We start from the raw sequence: 24,111 nt of genomic DNA on the forward strand, positions 1-24,111 counted from the left end.
CCGGTGTTGTCCTTCATGGCGTGCTCTTCGATCAGGCGCAGGGTCGAGAGCGCCAGCGATTCGATGCCGCGGATGTGGCCGTGGCCTTCGCAGCGCGGGCAGACGATCTGGGTCGCCTCGCCCAGGCTCGGGCGCAGGCGCTGGCGCGACATCTCCAGCAGGCCGAAGCGGCTGATCCGGCCGACCTGCACGCGGGCACGGTCGAGCTTGAGCGCGTCCTTGAGCTTTTCCTCGACCTCGCGCTGGTGGCGCGGGCTGTCCATGTCGATGAAATCGATGACGATCAGGCCGCCGGCGTCGCGGATGCGCAGCTGGCGGGCGATCTCGACCGCTGCCTCGACGTTGGTGTTGAACGCGGTCTCCTCGATGTCCGAGCCCTTGGTGGCCTTGGAGGAGTTGATGTCGATCGCGGTCAGCGCCTCGGTCTGGTCGATCACGATCGAGCCGCCGGAGGGCAGGCGTACCTGGCGGTCGAAAGCGCTCTCGATCTGCGTCTCGATCTGGTAACGCGAGAAGAGCGGGGTGTCGTCCTTGTACAGCTTGAGCTTGCGCAGGGCGTTGGGCATCACCTGCTGCATGAACTCGCGTGCGTCGTTGTAGAGCGACTCCTCGTCGATGAGGATCTCGCCGATGTCGTTGCGCAGGTAATCGCGCAGGGCGCGGATGAACAGCTTCGATTCCTGGTAGATCAGGAACGGCGCCTTCTGCTTGGCCGCGGCCTCGGAAATCGAGCGCCACAGGGTCAGCAGATAATCGAGGTCCCACTGCAGCTCTTCGGCGTCACGGCCCATGCCGGCGGTGCGCACGATCAGGCCGACATCGTCGGGGACGGTCAGGTGGTCGAGGGCTTCCTTCAGCGCCTGCCGGTCCTCGCCCTCGATCCGTCGGGACACGCCGCCGGCCTTGGGGTTGTTCGGCATCAGCACCATGTAGCGGCCGGCGAGGCTGATGAACGTGGTCAGGGCCGCACCCTTGTTGCCGCGCTCTTCCTTCTCGACCTGCACGACCAGTTCCTGGCCTTCCTTGAGCAGTTCGCGGATGCCCGCCTTGTTCGGATTCAGGCCCGGGGTGAAGTACTGGTCGGAGATTTCCTTCAGCGGCAGGAAACCGTGGCGCTCGGCGCCGTAGTCGACGAAGCAGGCTTCCAGGGATTGTTCGACGCGGGTGATGCGGCCCTTGTAGATGTTGGCCTTTTTCTGCTCGCGGGAGGGAATCTCGATATCGAGGTCGTACAGGGTCTGGCCATCGACAATGGCCACGCGCAACTCTTCACGCTGAGTTGCGTTGATCAACATGCGTTTCATTGTAGGTTTTTTCCTTCGGCCTGGCCGCGCGTCGCGTGCCACGGTGGCGCCTAAAGGGGCTGCCTGCCGGGATCGCGCCGCTGCGGGTGGGCGGCAAATAAAACCGGCATCATCCGACACCGGGGTGATTCGTGGCACGCGCTCTTGCCGTCTCGCCACCCCCTGGCGGCGGACAACGGCATCCCGAACCGTTACGATGGGAAGGCAGTTTACGGCCGGCTGCCGGGGTGGCCACCGGCGCAATCCTCGCCTTGTGTCGCGGACGGGCGTCCCCCACCAAATCGAGCTCGATAGGGGGACATAAAGCGCCTGCCGAGTATCCTATTACCCCAGGTTTTTTTCAATGCAGACGGCAACTTCCCATGACGCACCTCAAGGTGTGCGTCAAGTCGATATCGGCCCCGAGCGCGACGGCCAACGGATCGACAACGCTTTGGCGACCCTGCTCAAGGGCGTGCCCAAGAGCATGATCTACCGCCTGCTGCGCACCGGCCAGGTGCGCGTGAACGGGAAGCGGGCCAAGCCGGACACGCGTCTCAGTGCTGGCGATACGCTGCGCATCCCACCCGTGCGTACGGCCGAGCGAGCGCCCGATCGCGGGCCTGCTCCGGAGATGGTGGCCCATGTCGCCGAAGCGGTGATTTTCGAGGACAAGCACTTCCTGGCCATCGACAAGCCCTCCGGCATCGCCAGCCATGGTGGCTCGGGGGTCAGCCACGGCGCGATCGAACTGCTGCGCGCCGCCCGCCCGGAACAGCACCTGGAGCTGGTGCACCGGCTGGACCGCGACACCAGCGGGGTGCTGGTGTTCGCCAAGACCCGCGCCGGGTTGACTGGCCTGCAGGCAGCGATCCGCGCGGGCGAGGTGACCAAGCAGTACCTCTGCCTGATGGTCGGCCACCCGCCCAAGGCACGTTTCGACGTCAATGCGCCGCTGCAGAAGTTCGTGCTTCAGGGCGGAGAACGGATGGTAAGAGTATCCGATAACGGCAAGCCGTCATTGACTTTTTTCCGCGAGATGGAGCAGCTCACCGGCGCCCGCCTGATGCAGGCGACGCTCGGCACCGGACGCACCCATCAGATCCGCGTGCACGCCGCCCACATCGGCCATCCGCTGGCCGGGGACACCAAATATGGCGACCGTGAGGCCAACAAGCGCTTCCGCGAGAAGGGCCTGCAGCGGCTGTTCCTGCATGCCGCGCACATGGGATTTGAACTGGAGGGGCGTGCGTATGGCTTCTCCGCGCCGCTGCCAGATGACTTGAAGAACTTCCTCGATGCCCTTGGTGACAAAGGGAAAAGCAACCGATGGCTCAGGCCAGCAGCGCCTCGACCCGGGCCGCGCAAACAAAATCGTTGAGCGACAGACCGCCCACGTCGTGGGTGGACCACAGCACCTGGCAATGGCCGTAACCGGCCTCCAGGTCCGGGTGGTGATCTTCGCGGTTGGCCATGAAGCCGACCGCATTGATGAAACCCAGCGTGCGATGGAAATCCTCGAAGCGGAAGCCCTTGACGATGGCCTTGCCGTCGTTCGTCAGCCTCCAGCCGGGGAGTTGCGCCAGCAGTTCCTGCGCCTGGTCCGGCGCGATCGCGTGTTCCTTGCCCTTGCGCGGCTGGCAGTGCTGGTGGGAGAGGTCGTTGTGGTTCATTGCGGGCTCCGGCAATGGAAAAGACGAAGCGTCCGAGTTGCGCGGGGAAAAGTCAAAACACTCTTGAGTGCGATCTTCTCGACCCCTGATGCCAAGGCATTCCCGATAAGCGGACTCTTGCGAGGGGCAGGTGGCCGCACTTCCGGGTGAAACAGGACTAAAATGGTGCTGTTTCGCCGGCGTCCCCACCGGCGCTGGAGAGATTCCCCCTCATGATCGAGATTTCCGACCGCGCACAGCAGCATTTCCGCCGCCTGCTCGCCCAGCAGGGCGATGAGCTGGGCATCATGCTGCGCGTGACCGCGCCAGGCACGCCGGCGGCCAACTGCGAACTGGAGTTCTGCGAGCCGCGAGACCTCTCCGGCAACGAGTGGGTGGTGGAGTGCGAGGGCTTCAACTTCTACCTGGAGGGCGACAGCGCGCACTGGCTCGATGGCGCCAGCATCGACTACGAACCCAATCCGACCGGGGGGCAGCTGAACATCCGTGCGCCGCGGATCAAGGGCGAGATCCCGGGTGCGGACGCGGGGCTGATCGAGCGGGTGCGCTACGTGCTGGAAGCCGAGATCAATCCGAGGATCGCCTCGCACGGCGGACGCGTCAGCTTGCTCGAGGTCTCCTCGGACGGTGCCGTGCTGCTCCAGTTCGGTGGCGGTTGCCACGGGTGCAGCATGGTGGATGTCACGCTGAAGAACGGCGTGGAGAAGACACTGCGCGAGCGCGTGCCGGAGATCACGGCGGTGCGCGATGCGACCGACCACAGCGGTGGGCGCAATCCTTACTACAAGGAAAAGGCCGGCAACTCGGCGATGGGTTGAGGCGTGCGAAGAGCGCGCCTTTCCCTTCCGGGAGGGTGTGACATCAAAGCGTGACTTCGAAGACCTCTCCCGGGAGGGGCAAGGAGAGGAGCTCAGCTCGCTGAGGTCAGCCTTGAGGGGCGAGGCGAGCGTGTCGGTCGCGCACAGGTGCGCTCCTTCGGGATTTCGCGCCAGCCTTGGCCCCTCACCCAACCCCTCCCCCCAGAGGGGAGAGGGGGCAAACGAAAAAGGCCCGCAGAGCGGGCCTTTTGCTTTGTCCCATTAGGGCGGGCGGCCTTACTTGTCGCCCTGGATCTGCCCGCTCAGCGTGTGCAGCTTGCTCGGGAGGCCGGAGAAGTAGGCGGCGACGTCCTCGATGTCCTGGTCGGACAGGGTGGCCACGAAGCCCTTCATGATCGGATTGCTGCGGCGGCCGTCCTTGTACTCGTGCAGCGCCTGCTGCAGGTACAGGTTGTACTGGCCGGCCAGGCGCGGGTACTGCGGGTCGACCGCGTTGCCGTCGGCGCCATGGCACGCGAAGCAGGCGGCGGCCTTGGTCTTGCCGGTGGCGGCATTGCCTTGGGCCAGCAGCGCGGTGGAGGACAACGCCAGCACGGCGCCGAAGATGAGCAGGGTGAGCGCACGCTTCATGCGGGATTCCTTCGAGACTTACTTGGCGAGGCTGGAGAGATAGGCGGCGATGTCTTCGATGTCCTGGTCGGACAGGCTCTGTGCCTGCGCCATCATCGTCGGATGCGTGCGCGCACCGGTCTTGTAGCCCTGCAGCGCGTTGATGATGTACTGCTCGTTCTGCCCGGCGATCCGCGGCACGGGGTAGTCGGGATAGGCATTGGTGTAGCCGTCGATACCGTGGCAACCGTTGCAGGTGTAGACCAGCTTGCGGCCGTTGGCCTTGTCGCCCGCCGCGTGCGCATTGCCGGCGGCGAGGAGGGCTGCGGCCACGGTCAGGCCGAGCAGTTGCAGTCGAATCATCGAGTCATTCCCACGCTTGGGGTACAAAGTCGCGGAAGTATAGTGTCTGCTTCACGCGACGGACAACTTGATGCGGCGCCCTGAGGCAAATCAGGCGCCGCCCGGGCCCACGGCAGGTGTCGCCAGGCACGCCTTCAGAACAGGCTCTTGAAGATCTGGATGCCGGCGGCGTACTCGCCGATCACGGTGCCGGCGCTGACCAGGATGAAGTTGAGCAGCGTGCGTGCCACACGGTTCTTCCACCAGCCCTTCCAGTCGGCGATGTCGTCGCGCAGCGTCTCGAAATCCGCCACGCGCGGGCGCCGGATCCAGGCTTCGGCCATCGCGCTGATGCCGCCGGCGGGAATGCCGGGGCGGAACGGCTTGATCGGCGCGGCGACGAACGCGGCCAGGATGCTCAGCGGATGCCCGCCCGCCGCCAGTGCGCCCAGTGCGGCGCAGCCGCCGGTGAACAGCACCCAGTTACGCAGCGCCAGTGCGCCGAGCGAGGGGTTGCGATGGAACGCATACGCGATGGCGGCGAACACCAGCAGCACCAGGCCCAGCGCCAGCCACTTGGGCCAGCGCGCCTTGGGCGGCAGCCTGGCCAGTTCGGCAATGCGCGGGGCGGGCGGCTCCTGCTGCTCGCGCAGCTGTGCGGACAGGCCCTTCAGGTGGCCGGCGCCAATCACCACCAGCACGCGGCGCACGGCCGGCGCGCCCTGTGACTGCTCGCGCAGGCGCGCGGCCATGTACTCGTCGCGCTCGCCGATCAGGCTGTTGTAGAGCGGCGCCGAACTCTGCGCGAACTCGCCGAAGGCGCTTTCCAGCAGGTCGCCCTCCTTGAGCTTCTCGATCTCCTTCTCGTCGACCTGCTCGCGCTCGAACACACTGGCGACCAGGCCACCGAGCAGGCCGAAGCGCGACCACGTGCCGACGCTGCGCCAGGCGCGCTTGAGGGTGGTGCCGACCTCGCGGTCGATCAGCCAGACCGGCAGGCCGGCGCGCTCGGCGCCCTCCATCGCGGCCTTCATCTCGGCGCCGGGCTGGATGCCGTATTGCGCGGCCAGCCGCTGCTGGAAGGACGACAGCACCAGGCTCGCCGCGACCATGCCGACCTTGCCCTGGCGGATCACGTGGAACAGATCCATCTGTTTGAATGCATCGGGATTGCGCATGCCTTCGGCGCGGCTGGGGCAGAGCTCCACCGCGATCGCGTCGAACGGCTCGTTGGCCACCAGCGCCTCGACCGCCGCCACGCTGGCGCGCGAGACGTGCGCGGTGCCCAGCACCACGTACTCCACGCCATCGCGGGAAACGCGCTCCAGCGGCTGGTCTTGCAGGGCGTCAGGCAGGGCGACGCCGGATTCGGGAAGGGTCATGCGAGGTCCGGGTGGAAAGGTGGGCCGAGCGGTATTCAGGATGGGCTCCAGCCACCCGCTTTCAATCCCGATAGCGCTTGAGCAGGTCGCCGTAGGCGTCGATGCGCCGGTCGCGCAGGAAGGGCCAGATCCGCCGCACGTGCTCGCTGCGCTGCAGGTCGATGTCGACCAGCAGCAGCTCGCGCCCGTCGGTGCCGGCCCGGGCCAGGAACTCGCCTTGTGGCCCCGCCACGAAGCTGGTGCCCCAGAACTGGATGCCCGCGCCCACGCCGGAAGGATCGGTCTCGTACCCGGTGCGGTTGCAGGCCAGCAGCGGCAGGCCATTGGCTACGGCGTGGCCGCGTTGGACGGTCACCCAGGCTTCGCGCTGGCGGTCCTTCTCCGCCTGCTCGTCGTTGGGGTCCCAGCCGATCGCGGTGGGGTACAGCAGCAGTTGCGCGCCGGCCAGCGCCATCAGCCGCGCGGCCTCCGGATACCACTGGTCCCAGCACACCAGCACGCCCAGGCGGCCGACCGAGGTATCGATCGGCTCGAAGCCCATGTCGCCCGGCGTGAAGTAGAACTTCTCGTAGAACGCCGGGTCGTCCGGGATGTGCATCTTGCGGTACCTGCCCGCGATCGCCGCGGAGCGGTCGAACACCACCGCGGTGTTGTGGTACAGGCCGGTGGCGCGCTTCTCGAAGATCGAGGCGACGACCACGAGCCGGAGTTCCGCGGCGAGCCTGCCGATCCGCTCGGTGCCCGGTCCCGGGATGGTCTCGGCAAGCTCGAACTCGTCGACGCACTCGCGCTGACAGAAGTACGGGCCGTTGTGCAGTTCCTGCAGCAGCACGAGCTGGGCACCGGCCGCCGCCGCTTCGCGGAGGCCGGTCTCGATGGCGTCGAGGTTGGCGTCGCGGCTGCCGCGGTTGGTTTCCTGCAGCAGCGCGACCTTGAGGGTGGGATTGGTCATGCCGGCATTATCGCAACCTGCCGGCGCCATGTCCCGTGAATCGCGACATTCAGCGGCCGAACGTCAGCGTCTGTTGCGCCTTGCCGACCACATGGGAGTGCAGCATGAATCCGGTCAGCGCCGGCGAGGCGTCCGCCGGCGCGCCCAGCGCCGGCACGTCCAGCGCGTAGACGGTGAAGACGTAATGGTGGGGCGGGTCGCCGGCGGGCGGGCAGGGGCCGCCCCAGGCCTTCTCGCCATAGTCGTTGCGGATTGCACGGGCCGGTGCCGGCAGCGTGCCGCCTTCGGGCAGGCCCCGGGCCGAGGGCGGCAGGTCGATCGCGACCCAATGCCAGAAGCCGCTGCCGGTGGGCGCGTCGGGGTCGAACACGGTGATTGCGAAGCTGCGCGTGCCGGTCGGCGGGGCGCTCCAGTGCAGGGCCGGGGCGAGGTTGGCGCCGGTGCAGCCGAAGCGGTCGTAGCTGTAGCGCTGCGCCAGCCGCCCCTGGGCGTCGGCGCCGTCCACGTGCAGGGCAAACTCGCCGGCGTGCACGGTGGTGGCGAGGCAGGCAAGCGCAAGAAGGGCGAACGTGCGGAACATTACGGTGGCCGGTTGGGGAGGTGGCGCACATGATGCGGCGCCCTCGCTCACGCGGATGTCCCCGAACGCGCAGGCAATCGCCCGATTCGCTCAGGCACGCAACTCGGACGGGCGGGTGCCGAAGCGCTGGCGGAAACGCGCGGCGAAGCGCGAGGGCGACTGGTACCCGCAGGCCATCGCCACCTGCTTGAGCGGCTGCCGGCCGCCTTGCACCAGGCTGAGCGCATGGGCGAGGCGCACCTCTTCGAGGATCGCGCGAAACGTGCTGCCCTCGGCGGCCAGCCGGCGGCGGAGAGTGGCCATGCTCATGGCCATTCCCACGGCGATCTCCTCGGCACGCCAGGCTCGTGCCGGCGTGCCGGCCAGCAGCAGGCGGACGCGTTCCACGACGCCGGCAGCGGCAGGCGCGGCCGGGACGAAGCCCGCCAGCCGCAAGGCTTCCAGCAGTTCGCGCACACGATGGCGCAGGACCGCTTCGGGCAGCCCCTCGCGCAGGCCGCGCTCGGCGTGCGCAAACGCCTGGTCGAGCACCGGCGTGGCGTCGAGCCGGGCCCAACGGCGCGCCGTTCCGGACGCAGGCGGCGCCTCCGCCTGCAACCAGGCGGGCGCAATGGACAGGCAACTGGCGCTGTACGGGCCGTCTGCCGGCGGCAGATTCTCGACGTTCAACAGGCTGCCCGGCAGGACGCACAGGTAACTGCCGGCCGGGATCTCCGCCTGCCGCGCGCCTTCCCCGACCCGCTTGCTGCCGCTGCGCACGTGCGCCACCAGCAGCTCGGCGAACGGCACCGCCGCGAGGCGCTGGCGGCGACGGCTCGAAAGCGCGGCGTGCGCGATGCTCATTCGGGTCGCGCTTCAGGTCACCAGGCCGGCGGGCAACTGCATGGTGATGCAGTGGAGGCTGCCGTTCTGCCAGATCAGCGGGCGGCAAGGCACCTGCACCACCTCGCGCTGCGGGTAGGCGGCGCCGATGATGCGTGCGGCCTCATCATCTGCCGCGTCGCCGTAGGCCGGCACCAGTACCGCGCCGTTGATCACCAGGTAATTGGCGTAGGAGGCGGCCAGCCGGCGGCCCTGGTCCATGATCGGCCGGGCCCAGGGCAGCGGCGAGAGGCGGTAGGGCCTGCCTTCGGGCGTGCGCAACGACGCCAGTTCGCCGGCCATGCGCGCCAGCTCCGCGTGGTGGGGGTCCTCCGGGTCGTCGCAGGCCTGGAACACGATGCGCTGGCCCGGCGCGAAGCGGGCGAGGGTGTCGATGTGCGCGTCGGTGTCGTCGCCTTCGAGGTAACCGTGGTCCAGCCAGAGCACGCGCCCGGCATGCAGGTTTTCGCGCAGGATCGCGTCCATCGCTTCGCGGGTCTGCTCGGGATGGCGCTGGTGCAGGCAGCGCCAGGTGGTCAGCACGGTGGTGCCGCCATCACTCTCGATGCCGCCGCCCTCCAGCGCCCAGTCCACGCGCTCGTGGGCGGCGGGACCGAACACGCCGGCGGCGACCAGCCCCGCGACCAGCGCGTCGTCCTGCGCCGCGCCGAACTTGCCGCCCCAACCGGTGAACCGGAAGTCGGTGAGCTGGAAGCCTTGCGCAGAGACCAGCGTGATCGGGCCCGAGTCGCGCAGCCAGGTATCGTCGTAGGGCAGCTCGACGAACCGGACGCGGCCCAGGTCCACCGTCGCCCCGCGCAGCAAGCGCTCGGCACCCGCCCGCACCGCGTCGTCGGCGACGATGACGATCAACGGCTGGAAGCGCGTGACCGCGGCGGCCAGCGCGACATAGGTGGTCTCCACCTCGGCCAGGCGCTCGGCCCAGTCGGTGCCCTCGTGCGGCCAGGCGATCAGCACCGCGTCTTGCGGTTCCCATTCGGCCGGCAGGCGCAGCTGGGGGGAGGAGGTCATGGGGAGCTCGCGTTGGTGGTCAAGCGAGCAAGTTTAGTCGAGGGATGGGAGCGTGGGGATGGGGGCAGGCGCGCGATCCGTGGGAGGGGTTGCCTCCGTGCGCCGGCCCGGCCCCCGGGGATCCCGCTTACTGCGCCGACGCCGGATCGTGATTGTTGCCCGCCGGCGTGTTGAGCACCGCATGGATCACGTGGTCGTGCTCGAAGTAGACGATGAAGGTGCGGTAGTCCCAGCGGTTGATCACCGGATGCTTGCGGCTGTCGCCGCCGCGCGGCTGCAGCTTGCGCTGGGGCGCGCCGTAGCGCTTTTCCACCTGCGCCATGCTCATGCCGCGGGTGGGCAGGTTCATGCCCTGTTCCTGCTCGACACGCTTGATCAGCAGGCTGTCGCCCGCGTGCGCCGCCATCGGTGCGCCGATCGCGATCGCGGCGAGCATCGCCAGACCACCCGTGAACTTGACCATGATCCCCTCCGCAACGGTGCTGTGCGGCGAGTTTGTAGCAGATGTGCGGCACAGGCGCCACGAGGATCGGCGGCGTCTGCGATGGGCTAGGCATTCCAGCCCGGCTATCATGGCGGGTCGCCTGCACATGTTCTTCCGATGATCGCGTTCCGCCATTTCGCCCTGCGCCGCGGCAGCCGCCTGCTGCTGTCCGATATCGACCTCACCATCCAGAGCGGCTGGCGCCTGGGCGTGATCGGTCGCAACGGCTGCGGAAAATCCAGCCTGTTCGCCGCACTGCAGGGCCGGTTGGAGCCCGATGCCGGCGAACTGGACCTCCCGGCCAGGCTGCGCCTGGCCTCGGTGGCGCAGGAGACGCCCGCGCTGCCGGATGCCGCGCTGGACTACGTGCTCGGCGGCGACGAAGAGGTCGCGGCCGCCCTGCGCGTGGAGGCCGACGCCCAGGCCCGGGGGGACAGCGAGGCCATGGCCCGTGCCCACCATCGCATCGAGGAGTTGCACGGCTACGATGCGCGCGCCCGCGCCGGGCGCCTGCTGCACGGGCTGGGCTTCGCGCCGGAAACCCATGAGCGCGCGGTCAAGGAGTTCTCCGGTGGCTGGCGCGTGCGCCTGAACCTGGCCCGCGCGTTGATGGCCCCGTCCGAGCTGCTGCTGCTCGATGAGCCGACCAACCATCTGGACCTGGACGCCGTGCTGTGGCTCGAGGAATGGCTGCGCCGCTACCAGGGCACGCTGCTGGTGATCTCGCACGACCGCGAGTTCCTCGATGCGGTCACCTCGCACACCCTGCATCTGAACGAGGGCGGGGCGCGGCTGTACACCGGCAACTACAGCGCCTTCGAGCGCCTTCGCGCCGAGCAGTTGCGCCAGCAGCAGATCGCCCACGAGCGGGAACAGGCCGAGCGCGCGCACCTGCAGTCGTTCGTCGACCGCTTCAAGGCCAAGGCCAGCAAGGCCAAGCAGGCCCAGTCGCGGATGAAGCGGCTGGAGAAGCTGGCCGGTACCGAGGCGGTGCGCGCCGAGCGGCCATTCCGCTTCCAGTTCGCGGTGCCGGAGCGGTTGCCTGATTCCATGTTGCAGTTGGAGGAGGTCTCGGCCGGTTACCCGATCCCGCGCCCTCTCCCCCCCGGGGGACAGGGAGCAGAAGTCGTCCTTGCGGACGGGGTTGATTCCCAGGGGGCCGCGGTCGTCCTCTCGAACGTCCGCTTCAGACTGGAAGCCGGCGAACGCATCGGCCTGCTCGGCCCCAACGGTGCCGGCAAGTCCACCCTGGTCAAGACGCTGGTCGGCGAGCTGCCGGTGCTGGCTGGCGAGCGCAAGGCGCACAAGGACCTCAAGATCGGCTACTTCGCCCAGCACACCGTCGAAAGCCTGCGCGAAGGCGCGAGCCCGTTCGACCACCTGCAGGACAAGGCGCCCGGGGTGGCCGCGCAGGTGCTGCGTGACTTCCTGGGTGGATGGAACTTCGCCGGCGACCGTGCCTTCGAATCGGTCGACGGCTTCTCCGGTGGCGAGCGCGCGCGCCTGGCGCTGGCGCTGATCGCCTGGGACAAACCCAACCTGCTGCTGCTCGACGAACCGACCAACCACCTGGACCTGGACATGCGCGAGGCGCTGGCCGATGCGCTGGCCGACTTCGACGGCGCGCTGGTGCTGGTCTCCCACGACCGCCACCTGCTCGGCCTGGTCTGCGACAGCTTCTGGCGCGTGGCCGATGGCGCGGCGGAAACCTTCGACGGTGACCTCGACGACTACGCCCGCTGGCTGCGCTCACGCGGTTCGGCCGTGCGCAAGGCCAACGAGCCGACGGCGCCCACGGAATCGGCCGCCGACCGCCGCCGTGCGGCCGCCGCGCAGCGCGAGCAGGACAAGGCGGCCAAGGCGCGGGTCAAGAAGATCGAGTCACGCGTCGCGGCGATCGACGCCGACCTGGCGGCGCTGGATGCCAAACTGGCCGACCCGGCCACCTACAACGGCCCCACCGCCGAGTTGATGAAACTCGGTCAGCGCCAGGCCGACCTGCGCCGCGAGAAGGAAACGCTCGAAGCCGAATGGCTGGAGCTGTACGAACAGCTGGAGACCGCCGGCGCATGAGCGTGGAACTCTGGCTGCCTGCGCTGGCGCGGTTCGAGCCCGACCATCCGCTGCGCCGCCTGCTGGCCCGCGCCGACCGCCTCGATGACGGCCCGCAGGGCTACCTGGCCGCGCTGGCGGGCTGGTTCGGTGCTCCGGAACCGTTGCCTGCCGGTGCGCTCACCCGGGAACTGGCCACCGGCGATGCCGATGACGCCCTGTGGCTGTGCGCCGACCCGGCCTGGGTCGAGCCGGACATGAACGGTGCGCGCCTGCTCGCCTGCGGCCAGATGCAGTTGGCCATCGCGGATGCCATGGCGCTGGCCGAGCCGCTCGTGCCCCTGTTCGAGGAACAGGGCATGCGGCTGGAGCTGACCTCGCCCGACCGCTGGCATCTTCGCTTGTCGCCCGGCACCGTGGTGCCCGCGTTCCCGGCCCCGGAACAGGCGCTGGGCGAGAACCTGCTGATGCACCTCCCACAGGGTGCCGAAGGGCGGCGCTGGCGCATCCTGCAGAACGAGATCCAGGTCCTGTTGCACCAGCACCCGTTGAATGCCCGGCGCCGAGCCGCCGGCCAGCCGCCGGTCAACAGCCTGTGGCTGTGGGGGGCAGGGCAGCTGCCGGCGACCGTGACGACCTCGCTGCGAGGCGTGGTCAGCGACGATCCGCTGCTGCGGGCGCTGGCGGCAAGGGCTGGCATCGCGCACCGGCTGCGTACGCCGGTCTCCGGTGCCAACCCGGCGTCGCCCGCCGCAGCGATCCCGGCGCAGGCGGGCGAACCTGCCGCGCACTGGCTGATCGACCTGCAGGACCTCCCGGCGCAGGCGATCGCCACCGCCTGGTGGCCGATGGTCGACACGCTTGCCCGTCAACGCCCCTTGCGCCTGAGTTTCGCCAGCGGCGAGCGCTGGGCATGTCGCCCCTGGCCTCGCTGGCGCGTCTGGCGCCGGGTGCGGGCATGACCACGCCGACGCTGCGCCGCCGCGCGCCGCTGGGCACGCCCGAGGGCTGGAGCGAGGCGGTGCATCCGGTGCTGCGCCAGGTCTACGCCGCGCGCGGCGTGCTGCATCCGGCGCAGGCCGAACACCGTCTGCGCCACCTGCTGGCGCCGCAGGCGCTGGGCGGGCTGGAGCGAGCGGTCGACCTGCTGGTCGAGGCCATCGAGGGCGACCGGTCGATCGTCGTCGCGGGCGACTACGACTGCGACGGCGCCACCGGCACGGCCGTCGCGGTACGTGGGCTGCGCCTGCTCGGCGCACGGCGGGTGGATTACGTGATCCCCAACCGCTTCGTGCATGGCTACGGCCTGAGCCCCGCGCTGGTCGCCGCGCTCGATCCCGCGCCAGACCTGATCGTCACCGTCGACAACGGCGTGGCCAGCGTCGCGGGCGTCGCGGCCGCCAAGGCCCGCGGCATCCGCGTGATCGTCACCGACCACCACCTGCCGGGCGGACAACTGCCCGCGGCCGACGCGCTGGTCAACCCCAACGTGCTGGAGGTGCGCGCCTGCGGGCACGGGGAGCCTGCCTGCGCACGGTGCACCGGCGACGCGCGGATGAACCACGCCTTCCCAAGTCGCGCGCTGGCTGGTGTCGGGGTGATGTTCTACCTGCTGCTGGCGTTGCGGGCCAGGCGTTACCCGGGCGACCGCACCGACCGGCCCGACCTTTCCAGCCTGCTCGATCTGGTCGCGCTCGGCACCGTGGCCGACCTGGTGCCGCTGGATTTCAACAACCGCGTGCTGGTCGAGGCCGGCCTGAAACGCATCCGCAGCGGCCGCGCCTGCCCGGGCATCACCGCGCTGGTGGAGGCGGGCAGGCGCAGCCTGGCTGGCGTCTGTGCCAGCGACCTGGGTTACGCGGTGGGCCCGCGCCTCAATGCCGCGGGTCGCCTGGAGGACATGCGGCTCGGCGTCGAATGCCTGCTCACCGACGATCCGGCACAGGCGCGCGTGCTGGCCGAACGGCTCAGCGCGATCAACCAGGAACGCCGCGACCTGCAGGAGGCGATGGTCGCCGAAGCCGAAACGATGATCGGGGCGCTGGGGCTCGACGGCATGGGCGAGCGCACCGGCGTGACCCTGTACGAACCCAGCTGGCACGCGGGCGTGGTCGGCCTGGTGGCCTCCAAACTGAAGGAACGCCTGCACCGGCCGGTCATTGCTTTCGCCCCCGCCGACGAAGACCGGCCTGACGAACTGCGCGGCTCTGCGCGCTCGATCGCCGGCTTCCACGTGCGCGACGCCCTGGCCGCGATCGACGCGCGCACGCCCGGCCTGATTGAGCGTTTCGGTGGCCACGCCATGGCCGCGGGCCTGAGCCTGAAGGCGGCCGACTACCCGCGCTTCGCCGAGGCGTTCGACGCCATCGCGCGCGAATGGCTGGACGAGGAGCGCCTGCGGGCCGTGCTCTACACCGATGGCGAGCTGCCGCCGGGCACGTTCTCGCTGGACCTCGCCCGCCAGCTGCGCGATGGCGGGCCGTGGGGCCAGGGTTTCCCCGAGCCGTTGTTCGACAACCTGTTCGAATGCGCGCAATGGCGCCTGATGGGCGAGCGGCATTGGCGGCTGAGCCTGCGCGATCCCCGCGACGGGGCCGTGCACGAGGCGGTGATGTTCAACGTGCGCGCATCAGCGCCACCACCGCGGCTGCGGGCGGTGTACGAGTTGACGATCAACGAGTGGCAGGGACGCGAAAGCGCGCGGCTGCTGGTGCGCCACGTCGAGCCCGCCTAAGAGCGCTTGCTGCCCCGTTCGAATTGCCGTTCGCGCTGAGCGCAGGCGCGTAGCGCCGATGTAAGCGCCCCCGGACTGAAGGGGCGGGAGCGCTGCGGGGCTTTCACGCACCCAAGCTTGCATAGCCGCGCCCGCCGCGCTTGGATGGCGTTCCGACCACGCGGAGAGACCCCATGATCGAGCAGATGACCGACCTGCCCGCCGGCGCGCTGGGCTTCACCGCGCGCGGCAAGGTGACCGCGGCCGATTACGAGAACGTGTTCGTGCCCGACGTGGAGGCGGCCTTCGCGCTCAACCGCAAACTTCGCCTGCTGTACCACGTCGGTCCGGAATTCACCGGTTTCGAGCCGGGCGCCATGTGGGACGACACCAAGCTGGGCTTTCGCCACTGGAGTGGCTGGGAGCGCATCGCACTGGTGACCGACATCAACTGGCTGCGGCTGGTGGCGCGCACCATGGGTTTCACCGTGCCGGGCGAGTTCCGCCTCTACCGCAACGAGCAACTGGCCGAAGCCAAGGCGTGGGTCAGCGAGTCGTTCCGCGAACATCACGCCTGACAGGCGCGCACCCGCTTGCGCGCCTGCTGGAAACCTGCTCCACTCGCGCCATGTCCATACTGACCGCCCGCTCCGTTTTCGCCCCCGCGCATCGCGCGGCGCGCATGCGGCCGGCCCTGGACAACCGCTCGAACCATAATCGTCGCCTGCACAAGGGGGCCGGCGCGTAGCCGCAGTTCGAGCAGAAAACTACGCGACGAAGGCCCGCCCCGTGCGGGCCTTCGTCGTTTTCGGGCGACGGAAAGCTGCGAGGGAGAAAGACAATGTGTGGAATCTTCGGAATGTTCGACCTGGTGCCGGGCGACGACCTGGCGGCTCTGCGCCGGCTGGCGCTCGAGTTGTCGCAGCGCCAGCGCCACCGCGGGCCGGACTGGTCCGGCGTGTTCATCGACGCGGGCGCCATCCTGGTGCACGAGCGCCTGGCCATCGTCGACCCGGCCAGCGGCGCGCAGCCGCTGCGCTCCCGCGACGGTGCGCTGGCGCTGGCGGTCAACGGTGAGCTCTACAACCACGGTGAATTGCGGCTGGGCAGCGGCTACGACTTCACCACCGGCTCCGATTGCGAGGTGATCAACGCGCTCTACCGCGAGGCCGGCGATCCGGCCGACTGGCTGGCCCGCCTCAACGGCATCTTCGCCTTCGCCCTGTGGGACGGGGCGGCGCAGCGCTACCTGATTGCCCGGGATCCGATCGGCGTGTGCCCGCTGTACTGGGGGCACGACGTGGCCGGCCGTCTTTGCGTGGCTTCGGAGATGAAGGCGCTGGTGGGCGTGTGCGCCGACGTGGCCGTGTTTCCCCCGGGCCACGTCTTCGACAGCGCCACCGGCGAGCTGCGCCGCTATTACCGGCGTCCGTGGCGCGCGTACCGGGCGACGCAGGGCCGGGCGCCGGGCGACCTGCGCGTGGCGCTGGAGCAGGCGGTGCAGCGCCAGCTGATGACCGACGTACCCTACGGCGTGCTGCTCTCCGGCGGACTGGACTCCTCGCTGGTCGCCGCCTGCGCGGCGCGTTTCGCCCGCGAGCGCGTCGAGGATGGCGGCCAGAGCGAGGCCTGGTGGCCGCGCCTGCACTCGTTCGCGATCGGCCTGGAAGGCTCGCCCGACCTGGCCGCCGCACAACTGGCCGCCGAGGCGCTGGGCACCGTGCACCATGGCTTCGTCTACACCTTCTGGGAGGGCCTGGATGCCTTGCCGGAGGTGATTCGCCAGATCGAAAGCTACGACGTCACCACCGTGCGCGCCGCCACGCCGATGTACCTGCTGGCGCGGCGCATCAAGGCGATGGGCGTGAAGATGGTGCTCTCGGGCGAGGGTTCCGACGAGCTGTTCGGCGGTTATCTCTACTTCCACAAGGCGCCATCGGCCGAGGCCTTCCACGAGGAGACCGTGCGCAAGCTCGACGCGCTGCACAGCTACGACTGCCTGCGCGCGAACAAGGCGATGATGGCCTGGGGCGTGGAGGCGCGCGTGCCGTTCCTGGACCTGGCCTTCGTCGACGTGGCGATGGCATGCGACGCGCGCCACAAGATGGCCGGGCCCGGACGGATCGAGAAGGCGGTGCTGCGGGAGGCCTTCGCCGGAGTGTTGCCGGACGCCATACTCTGGCGCCAGAAGGAGCAGTTCAGCGATGGCGTCGGCTACGGCTGGATCGACGGGCTCAAGGCATACGCCGGGCAGGCGGTGAGCGACCGCGAATTCGCCGCGGCGGTGGCGCGCTGGCCGCACCACACGCCGGCCACGAAGGAGGCCTATCTCTATCGCGCGCTGTTCGAGAAGTACTTCCCGGGCGACGCCTGTGCCGCGACGGTGCCCGGCGGCAAGTCGATCGCCTGCTCCTCGCCGGCGGCGCTGGCCTGGGATCCCTCGTTCGCCGACAGCGCCGACCCGTCGGGACGCTCGGTGCAAGGCGTCCACACGCGCGCCCTGGTACCGGTCGCTCCGGTGTAGAAGCGCACCCGTGCGCGACCGCCATGCCTCCATCCGAGGGAGGATCGACACGCCTGCGGGCCCGCTGCCGCGGCATCCGGAGGCCGGTTACACCCGGCCCGGGCGGTCAATGGCCGCCCGCTTCCAGCCGCTCGCGAAAGGCCTCCACCAGCGTCAGCAACGCGTGGGAGCCATAGGGCTTGGCGAGATAGGCGTCATAGCCCGGCTGGCGCGGCAACTGCTGTTCCGCGATGGCGGTCGTGAGGATGATCGGGCGGTCGTAGCCGGCGCCGCGCAGGCGTTCGATCATTTCCAGGCCGCTGAGGCAGGGCATCATGAAATCGGTGACGATGAGTTCGGGCATCTCCTGCAGCGCGATCTCCAGCCCCTCGCATCCGTCGGAGGCGACGGTCACGTGGTAGCCCGCCTCCTCCAGGACGGTGGCGGTGACCAACGAGACGTCGGGTTCGTCCTCGACCAGAAGTAGCCGCAGCATGTCAGCCCGCTTCCCCGGACGCCGCGACCCGGGGGTCGGGTCCGAATGCGATGCCCCGGCTGTCGACGTGGAATTCGTGCGTGCGGGGGTCGAAGTCGCTGTCGCGCAGCTTCACCACCGAGAGATAGCGTCGGAACGCATGCCCGCGCCGCCCGGTGTTGAGCAGCAGAACATTGTCGACCATCGCCGAGATCTCGTCGCTGGGCAGCCTCGCCTCGTCGACCTGCAGCTCGGGGATCTCGGAGGTATAGACCACGCTGGCGCCGATTGCCTTCAACTGCATGCTCAGCGCGTTGATCACGTAAGGCATGCGATCGGCGATCACCAGGCTGTCGCGGATCGCCACCAGCCCATCGACCAGGACGCGCTTGACCTTGCGCGCGCGGGCGCGGTTGACGATGTCGTGGACCAGCTCGTCGACGATGTTCTCCGCCGGCGGCAGCCACAGCAGCTCCAGCGTGCCGTCCTCGAGCGGCGTATCCAGGTCGAGGCCGACGCTGCGTGCCTTCTGGCGGATGTGCGCGGGCGTCTCGTAGAAGCCGAGCATCAGTCCCGGCTCCTGCGCATTGGCCAGCGAAAGGAAGTGCAGTCCCAGGGTGGTCTTGCCCGAGCCGGTGGGACCCATGAGCAGGGTGGCCGACCCCGCCGGCAGGCCACCCTGCAGGAGGGCGTCCAGCCCCTCGTGCCCGGTGGCCAAGCGATGGGCCTCGGCACGGGCCGCGGGCGTCGCGTCCAGCACGCTTTCGGCACGCGGGAACACGGCAATGCCTTCCTGGGTGATCCGCACGCGATGCTTGCCGGGAAGGATCGCCGCGCCGCGGTGTTTCCTGACCTGGATCGTGCGGTAGGCACGAAAACCATGCGTCTCGTCGCTCAGCTCGATCCAGCCGTCAACCATGGTGTGTTCGGGGCAGCTGGAATCGCGGTTCTGGTGGGTGAGCATGACCAGCACGGCATCGGCGATGCCGGCGACGCCCTGGAGCGCATGGATGAACGCGCGAAATTCCTGCTCGGAGGCCCGCGACTGCGCCACGAAGGTACCGTCGAGCACCATTGCCGTGGCGCGATGCCGCTTGAGCTCGTGCTGCACCAGCTTGAGCAGCCCGGGCAGGCCTTCGCGCTCGAGCACGCCGTAGCCGCTGAGGTACTGCATGGCGTCGGGCAGGGCGCTGCCTTCGAAGAAGCCCATCTGGCTGACGTAGCTGAGCATCCGCGAACTCGACTCGGCCAGCAGCGTCATGTAGAGCGCACGCCCGCCCTCGCGCACGTGGGCATAGCAGAACTGGTTGGCCAGGATCGTTTTACCCGCCCCGGGAGGGCCCTGGATGATGTAGGCCGAGCCGCGCAGAAAACCGCCATCGGTCAACTGGTCGAGCCCTTCGATGCCGGTCGAGAATTTTTCGATCACCGTGTACTCCCTGTGCTGCACGTCCCGAAGGTGGCATGTCGCCGATCCGATACGGGCCAGCTCCGCATGTTAGCCCCTGGCGGCGTCTTGGGGGCCAGGCCGCCCGTGGCGACGCCCCGGGAGCGATCGGGCATGCCGCCGGACGGACGCTCGATCCCTTCAGGCCGGTTCGGCAGGCGCGCGTTGACCGCTTGTTGACGCGCCCAGCTATTCACTGCCGGGGCCCCAAAAAGGCAGGAGCCAGGGCGAGAGCGAACGGCAGTGTGTGGTGTGGGCGCCCGGCTGCCGTTTTTGCATGCCTCGAACCCGACGGCACAGAAAAATGCATTGCGTGTCACGGGCCCCGGCCCACGACCGATAAGACGGACAGGGATGTCACGGCGATCGGAGCCGGCGCCTCGTCTCCACGGAGAAGAATCATGATTTCCAGAAGGCGTTTCCTGCAGTCTACGGTTTCGCTGGCACTGGTTCCGCTGCTGCCCCGGGTGGCCCTGTCTGCATCCCTGAGCGTGCGGCCCAGCTGGCAGGTGTTCTGCCTCACTCCCCAGTTCCAGTCCTTCTGCAACGCTGTCGCAGCGATGAAGGTCAACAAGGACGACACCAACCCGAACAACTGGGCCTATTGGGTCGAAACCCATCGCGCCAATTGCCCGCACGGCGTGTCGTACTTCCTGTCCTGGCACCGTGGCTTCATCTATCGCTTCGAAGCGAAGCTGCGCGAGATTTCCGGTGACCCCAGCCTGGTGCTGCCGTACTGGAACTACTACGACGCGCCCAACATCCCACCGGAGTTCCTGGACCCTTCCTCACCGCTTTACCGCAGCGACCGCGCGGGCACCGACGTCACTGGCGCGCTCAGCTACGACGCCTTCGCCGACACTGTCATCCGCTTCCAGCGCGGCAAGACGCATGCGTTCGAAACCATCGTCGAGTCGCGTCCGCACAACCTGGTGCACAACCTGATCGGCGGCGCGATGGGCTCGATCAGGATCTCCCCGCGGGATCCGGTCTTCTGGGTGCATCACGCCAACATCGACCGTCTCTGGGTGGCCTGGCTCAAGGCCGGCGGCGGACGCAAAGAGCCGCTGACGACCAACACCTACTGGTCTGGCAATAACTACTACGGGGCCGGCGTGGATGGCATGCCACGGGTATGGACCGCGGATACCACCACCTACCTCGGCTACCAGTACGACAACGAAACCATGCCAAGCCAGTCCACCACCTCCGTGATGGCCGCCAGTGCGCTTGCCACGAGCGCCGCGCCGCAGCGGCCCGCCACCCGCGTGAGCGTGCCATTCGGCACATCGCGCCCACTGTCGCTCGACGAGCAGTCCATGAACGTCGACGTGGCCCTCAGCGCCACCGATGCCGCCCGCGTGCGTTCGCTCATGCTGCGACCGGCTGCCGCCGGTTCGACGGACAACGGCCCGGTGCGTGTCGTCCTGGACGGCGTGCACCTGACCGGCCTGGGCCAGAAGGGCGGATACTTCTACAACGTCTACCTCAACCTGCCCGCACAGGGCGGTGCCGGCAAGGCCGCCGGTGCCTATCTGCTGGGTTCGGTGGGTGCCTTCGAGATCAGCGTGGCGCAGATGAAGGCGGGCATGAAAGGCATGCAGGGCATGCAAGGCATGGCCGGCTCGGCGGCCTCGCAGGGCCACGGCGCGCGGCTGATCTTCCCGGCCACCGACGTGCTGCAGCGGATCTGGCCGGACAGCCTGGACAAGCTCACCGTCTCCTTCGTGCGTGTCGACGGCAGCAAGCACCCGACGAAGGGCGTGGTGGTCCGGGTCGATGGGTTCCGCGTGGAGGCCGATCCGTCGCTGTGAGGGCGCCGCGCGTCGCCGCCGGATCGGCGCGCGCAACGCATCCGGGAACCCCGGTAACGAGGCGCCACCTGGCCGGGTGGCGCCTCGTTGCGCGTGCTCAGGCGTACTGCATCTTGACGGTCATGCCGCCGTCGATCACGAAGCGCTGGCCGGTGACGAAGGCCGACAGCGGCGATAGCAGGTAGACCGCCAGGGCGCCGATGTCCTGCGGCGTGCCCACGCGGCCGGCCGGATGCTGGGCGTGATCCCGGCGGCTGAGCCTGGGCATGTGGCGTTCGCCGGGTTTCTTCCAGGCGTCCACCGCGATCCAGCCGGGCAGGATTGCATTGACCCGCACCGAGGGCCCCGCGCTGACCGCCAGTGCGTGGGTGAAAGCCAGCATGCCGCCCTTGCTCGCGGCGTAGGCCTCGGTGTCCGGCTCGGACTGCAGCGCGCGGGTGGAGGCGATGTTGACGATCGCGCCGCTGGCCTCGGCCAGCGCGGGCAGGGCGTGCTTGCTGCACAGGAAGGTGCCGGTGAGGTTGGTGGACAGGTAACGGTTCCAGTCCGCCAGCGACAGCGAAGCCAGTGGCGCACGGTGCGGATCGGCGATACCGGCATTGTTGACCAGCCCGTCGATGCGCCCGAAGCGCGTGAGCGCCGTCTGCACCCAGCGCTGCACGCTGGCCTCGCGCGCCACGTCCAGCGGCGCGAACGCGGCCCGCTCGCCCACGTTCCATTCGGCCAGGCAGGCGCGGCCGGCCTCCTTGTCCAGGTCGCCGATCATCACCCGGCCGCCCGCGCCCAGCACCGCCTGCGCGATGCCGCGCCCGATGCCCTGGGCGCCGCCGGTGACCAGCACCGTGCGGCCGTCGAGCGGGCGAGCGTCGTAGTCCTCGATGGCGGGGGGCTGGGTCATGGCGGTTGTCCTTGCAAGGGTGGCAACGGAGGTGATGCACGACGGTCGGCGATGCCTGTCGTGGCCTGCGTCGTTCAGTCTCCCGAAACGCGTACCACCAGCTTGCCGAAGTTCCTGCCTTCGAGCATGCCGATGAAGGCCTGCGGCGCGTTCTCCAGTCCTTCGACCACATCCTCGCGTACCTTGATCCTGCCCTGCCGCACCCACTCGCCCATGGCGGCCAGGAACTCGCCGAAGCGTGCGCCGTAGTCCTCGAAGATGATGAAGCCCTGCATGCGGATGCGCTTGGTGAGGATGGTGCGCATGAGCAGGCCGAGCCGGTCGGGGCCCGGCGGCAGTTCGGTGTCGTTGTACTGCGCGATCAGTCCGCACAGCGGGACGCGCGCCCGGGCGTTGAGCAGTGGCAGTACCGCGTCGAACACCGCCCCGCCGACGTTCTCGAAGTACACGTCGATGCCCTGGCGGCAGGCCGCCTCGAGCTGCTGCGGGAAATCCTTCGCGCGGTGGTCGGCGCAGGCGTCGAAACCCAGCTCGTCCACCACGTAGTGACACTTCTCGTTGCCACCGGCGACACCCACCACGCGGCAGCCCTTGAGCCGGGCGATCTGTCCCACCACCGAACCCACCGCGCCGCTCGCCGCGGCCACCACGACCGTCTCGCCCGGCCTGGGTTGCCCGATGTCCAGCAGCCCCATGTAGGCGGTGAAGCCGGGCATGCCCAGCACGCCGAGCGCCAGCGACGGATGCGCCATGCCCGGGTCCAGCCGGCCGAGGCCGCGGCCATCGGACAGGGCGTAGTCCTGCCAGCCGCCATAGGCGAGCACCAGGTCGCCGGGCTGCCAGTCCGGGTGCCGCGAGGCCTGCACCCGCGCCACCGTGCCGCCGACCATCACGTCGCCGACCGCCATCGGCGCGGCATACGACTCCGCGTCGCTCATGCGCCCGCGCATGTAGGGATCGAGCGAAAGGTACAGGTTGCGCAGCAGCAGCTCGCCCTCGCCGGGCGCGGGCACCGGATGCTCGACCAGCGCGAAGTCGGTGGCGGTCGGTGCGCCGACCGGGCGGGCGGCCAGGGTGACCTGGCGGTTGACGGGAGCGGGGCTTGTCATGGCGGCCGGCGGGTTGCATGGGGCCGTCCACCATCCCCCATCCGCCGTGGCGTCGGCGTGCAGCCGGCTCCTGCGAGCGGGGAAGCAGGTCGCGTCCGGGGGCACTCCTACAGGGCGTCAGGACCCTTCCCAGCGAACGTCCACCTGCCTACCTGCCGGTGCCACTCCGCCAGCGCGGACGCCTCTTCGTCGTCCACTTCCACGGGCGGGAACCAGGCCTGCGCTCCGCTGATCTGGAGCCAGGCATGCAGGCGCCGCCCGAAGCCACAGAACTCGCGATAGCAGCGGTCGCCGAACGACAGCAGGCCGTAGTGCAGGCGCTCCAGCGCTGCCGGCTCGGCCATGCGTTCGCAGAACGCGTCGGCCATGTCCGGCGGGTCGCCGTCGTAGGTGGTGCTGACCACCAGCAGCGCCCGCCGGCTGGTGGCGAGCAATTCCGGCGACAGCGCGTCGAATTCGAGCAGCCGCACGCTCACGCCGGCGCGGCCCAGGCGCGCCGCGGTGTCGTGCGCGTGGTATTCGGCCACGCCGGTCTGCGTGGCATAGGCCAGCAACAGCGATCCGGTTGAAGGGGCGGCCGGCCGTCGGCTGGCCGGGCCAAGGCGCAAGCGCATGCGAGACATCAGACCCATGCCGGCAGGCTAGCCCGCCGCTCCCGCCGGCGCGCTGACCTGGGTCAGGCGGGTCGCATGCTGCCGGTGTCCAGGTAGCGCTGGTGCCAGGAGAGCGCCTCGGTGAGCAGCGACGGCGACTGCTGTCCGTAGGAGCGTGCGCGGGCGCGCTCGAAGTAGTCGGCCAGGGCGGGGCGGTAATCGGGGTGCGCGCAACGCTCGATGATCAGCCGCGCGCGTTGCTTGGGCGAAAGCCCGCGCAGGTCGGCCAGGCCCTGCTCGGTGACGATCACCTGCACGTCCTGTGGAATGTGGTCGACGTGGCTGGCCTGCGGCACGATCGTGGAGATGCGCCCGTCCTTGGCGGTGGAGGGCGTCATGAAGATCGAGATGTAGGCGTTGCGCGCGAAGTCGCCCGAGCCGCCGATGCCGTTCTGGATGCGCGAGCCCATCACGTGGGTGGAATTGACCGC

24 protein-coding genes are annotated in these 24,111 nt (G+C 69.2%); 8 read left to right on the forward strand and 16 right to left on the reverse strand.

Going from position 1 to position 24,111, the window contains the following annotated elements; translation table 11 throughout:
- The coding region (locus tag VFH59_RS11540; protein WP_325165045.1) for an Rne/Rng family ribonuclease at positions 1–1,304 on the reverse strand (1,304 nt) is incomplete at its 3' end.
- Positions 1,305–1,647: 343 nt separating this feature from the next.
- Here VFH59_RS11540 and VFH59_RS11545 point away from each other — a divergent pair.
- Entirely contained in the window at positions 1,648–2,664 is a 1,017-nt protein-coding gene (locus VFH59_RS11545; RefSeq protein WP_325165046.1) for an RluA family pseudouridine synthase, read from the forward strand.
- Here VFH59_RS11545 and VFH59_RS11550 read toward each other — a convergent pair.
- Positions 2,618–2,956: a 4a-hydroxytetrahydrobiopterin dehydratase gene (locus VFH59_RS11550; RefSeq protein ID WP_325165047.1), complete on the reverse strand. Its 339-nt coding sequence runs from the start codon at positions 2,954–2,956 to the stop codon at positions 2,618–2,620. The two genes, VFH59_RS11545 and VFH59_RS11550, sit on opposite strands and share 47 nt — an antisense overlap.
- A 212-nt stretch (positions 2,957–3,168) precedes the next feature.
- Between VFH59_RS11550 and VFH59_RS11555 the strand changes: the two genes are divergently transcribed.
- Positions 3,169–3,774: an NfuA family Fe-S biogenesis protein gene (locus VFH59_RS11555; protein WP_325165048.1), complete on the forward strand. Its 606-nt coding sequence runs from the start codon at positions 3,169–3,171 to the stop codon at positions 3,772–3,774.
- Positions 3,775–4,050: 276 nt separating this feature from the next.
- Here the strand turns inward: VFH59_RS11555 and VFH59_RS11560 are convergent, their stop codons facing one another.
- From VFH59_RS11560 to VFH59_RS11595, 8 genes are all read right to left on the reverse strand, one after another.
- Entirely contained in the window at positions 4,051–4,404 is a 354-nt protein-coding gene (locus VFH59_RS11560; RefSeq protein ID WP_325165049.1) for a cytochrome c, read from the reverse strand.
- Between the two features lie 18 nt (positions 4,405–4,422).
- Positions 4,423–4,746 (reverse strand): cytochrome c, encoded by a 324-nt coding sequence (locus VFH59_RS11565; protein WP_325165050.1) that lies wholly within the window; start codon positions 4,744–4,746, stop codon positions 4,423–4,425.
- 134 nt (positions 4,747–4,880) lie between these two features.
- Positions 4,881–6,107: a TraB/GumN family protein gene (locus tag VFH59_RS11570; RefSeq protein ID WP_325165051.1), complete on the reverse strand. Its 1,227-nt coding sequence runs from the start codon at positions 6,105–6,107 to the stop codon at positions 4,881–4,883.
- Between the two features lie 61 nt (positions 6,108–6,168).
- Entirely contained in the window at positions 6,169–7,059 is an 891-nt protein-coding gene (locus tag VFH59_RS11575; RefSeq protein WP_325165052.1) for a carbon-nitrogen hydrolase, read from the reverse strand.
- Between the two features lie 49 nt (positions 7,060–7,108).
- The gene (locus tag VFH59_RS11580) at positions 7,109–7,639 is read right to left on the reverse strand and encodes a YbhB/YbcL family Raf kinase inhibitor-like protein (protein WP_325165053.1); all 531 of its coding nucleotides are present in this window, start codon (positions 7,637–7,639) and stop codon (positions 7,109–7,111) included.
- A gap of 90 nt (positions 7,640–7,729) precedes the next feature.
- The gene (locus tag VFH59_RS11585) at positions 7,730–8,482 is read right to left on the reverse strand and encodes a helix-turn-helix transcriptional regulator (RefSeq protein ID WP_325165054.1); all 753 of its coding nucleotides are present in this window, start codon (positions 8,480–8,482) and stop codon (positions 7,730–7,732) included.
- 12 nt (positions 8,483–8,494) lie between these two features.
- Entirely contained in the window at positions 8,495–9,532 is a 1,038-nt protein-coding gene (locus tag VFH59_RS11590) for an agmatine deiminase family protein (protein ID WP_325165055.1), read from the reverse strand.
- A gap of 127 nt (positions 9,533–9,659) precedes the next feature.
- Positions 9,660–9,995, reverse strand: a complete 336-nt coding sequence (locus VFH59_RS11595) for a hypothetical protein (RefSeq protein WP_325165056.1) — start codon at positions 9,993–9,995, stop codon at positions 9,660–9,662.
- A gap of 138 nt (positions 9,996–10,133) precedes the next feature.
- On the opposite strand from VFH59_RS11595, the gene abc-f reads away from it, so the two are divergent.
- The 5 genes from abc-f to asnB all read left to right on the forward strand — a co-directional run bounded on the left by abc-f (position 10,134) and on the right by asnB (position 17,305).
- The gene (abc-f, locus tag VFH59_RS11600) at positions 10,134–12,089 is read left to right on the forward strand and encodes a ribosomal protection-like ABC-F family protein (protein ID WP_325165057.1); all 1,956 of its coding nucleotides are present in this window, start codon (positions 10,134–10,136) and stop codon (positions 12,087–12,089) included.
- Complete coding sequence (locus VFH59_RS11605) at positions 12,086–13,030, forward strand: phosphoglycerate mutase (protein ID WP_325165058.1); 945 nt, start codon at positions 12,086–12,088, stop codon at positions 13,028–13,030. The genes abc-f and VFH59_RS11605 overlap by 4 nt, the downstream gene beginning before the upstream one ends.
- Positions 12,982–14,802 carry a single-stranded-DNA-specific exonuclease RecJ gene (locus VFH59_RS11610; protein ID WP_414655886.1) on the forward strand — a complete coding sequence of 607 codons (1,821 nt, stop codon included), beginning with the start codon at positions 12,982–12,984 and terminating at the stop codon, positions 14,800–14,802. Before VFH59_RS11605 ends, VFH59_RS11610 begins: the two co-directional genes overlap by 49 nt.
- 173 nt (positions 14,803–14,975) lie before the next feature.
- Positions 14,976–15,359 (forward strand): STAS/SEC14 domain-containing protein, encoded by a 384-nt coding sequence (locus tag VFH59_RS11615; protein ID WP_325165059.1) that lies wholly within the window; start codon positions 14,976–14,978, stop codon positions 15,357–15,359.
- A gap of 263 nt (positions 15,360–15,622) precedes the next feature.
- On the forward strand, positions 15,623–17,305 hold the full coding sequence (gene asnB / locus VFH59_RS11620; RefSeq protein WP_325165060.1) for an asparagine synthase B: 1,683 nt from the start codon (positions 15,623–15,625) through the stop codon (positions 17,303–17,305).
- Between the two features lie 106 nt (positions 17,306–17,411).
- On the opposite strand, the gene VFH59_RS11625 is transcribed toward asnB, so the two are convergent.
- Positions 17,412–17,780: a response regulator transcription factor gene (locus VFH59_RS11625; RefSeq protein WP_325165061.1), complete on the reverse strand. Its 369-nt coding sequence runs from the start codon at positions 17,778–17,780 to the stop codon at positions 17,412–17,414.
- A gap of 1 nt (position 17,781) precedes the next feature.
- Positions 17,782–19,188, reverse strand: coding sequence for an RAD55 family ATPase (locus VFH59_RS11630; RefSeq protein WP_325165062.1), 1,407 nt, complete (start codon positions 19,186–19,188; stop codon positions 17,782–17,784).
- A gap of 419 nt (positions 19,189–19,607) precedes the next feature.
- Here VFH59_RS11630 and VFH59_RS11635 point away from each other — a divergent pair, with 419 nt between their 5' ends.
- Complete coding sequence (locus VFH59_RS11635; RefSeq protein WP_325165063.1) at positions 19,608–21,020, forward strand: tyrosinase family protein; 1,413 nt, start codon at positions 19,608–19,610, stop codon at positions 21,018–21,020.
- 97 nt (positions 21,021–21,117) lie between these two features.
- Here VFH59_RS11635 and VFH59_RS11640 read toward each other — a convergent pair whose 3' ends face one another.
- From VFH59_RS11640 to VFH59_RS11655, 4 genes are all read right to left on the reverse strand, one after another.
- On the reverse strand, positions 21,118–21,918 hold the full coding sequence (locus tag VFH59_RS11640; RefSeq protein WP_325165065.1) for a glucose 1-dehydrogenase: 801 nt from the start codon (positions 21,916–21,918) through the stop codon (positions 21,118–21,120).
- 74 nt (positions 21,919–21,992) lie between these two features.
- Entirely contained in the window at positions 21,993–23,027 is a 1,035-nt protein-coding gene (locus tag VFH59_RS11645; RefSeq protein WP_325165066.1) for an NADP-dependent oxidoreductase, read from the reverse strand.
- A 107-nt stretch (positions 23,028–23,134) separates the two neighbouring features.
- Complete coding sequence (locus tag VFH59_RS11650) at positions 23,135–23,641, reverse strand: flavodoxin domain-containing protein (protein ID WP_325165067.1); 507 nt, start codon at positions 23,639–23,641, stop codon at positions 23,135–23,137.
- 62 nt (positions 23,642–23,703) lie between these two features.
- Positions 23,704–24,111, reverse strand: a 408-nt coding sequence (locus VFH59_RS11655; RefSeq protein ID WP_325165068.1) for an acetyl-CoA hydrolase/transferase C-terminal domain-containing protein, incomplete at its 5' end; no start/stop codon positions are given.

Source organism: Frateuria sp., from assembly GCF_035695185.1.
Taxonomy (GTDB): domain Bacteria; phylum Pseudomonadota; class Gammaproteobacteria; order Xanthomonadales; family Rhodanobacteraceae; genus Frateuria_A.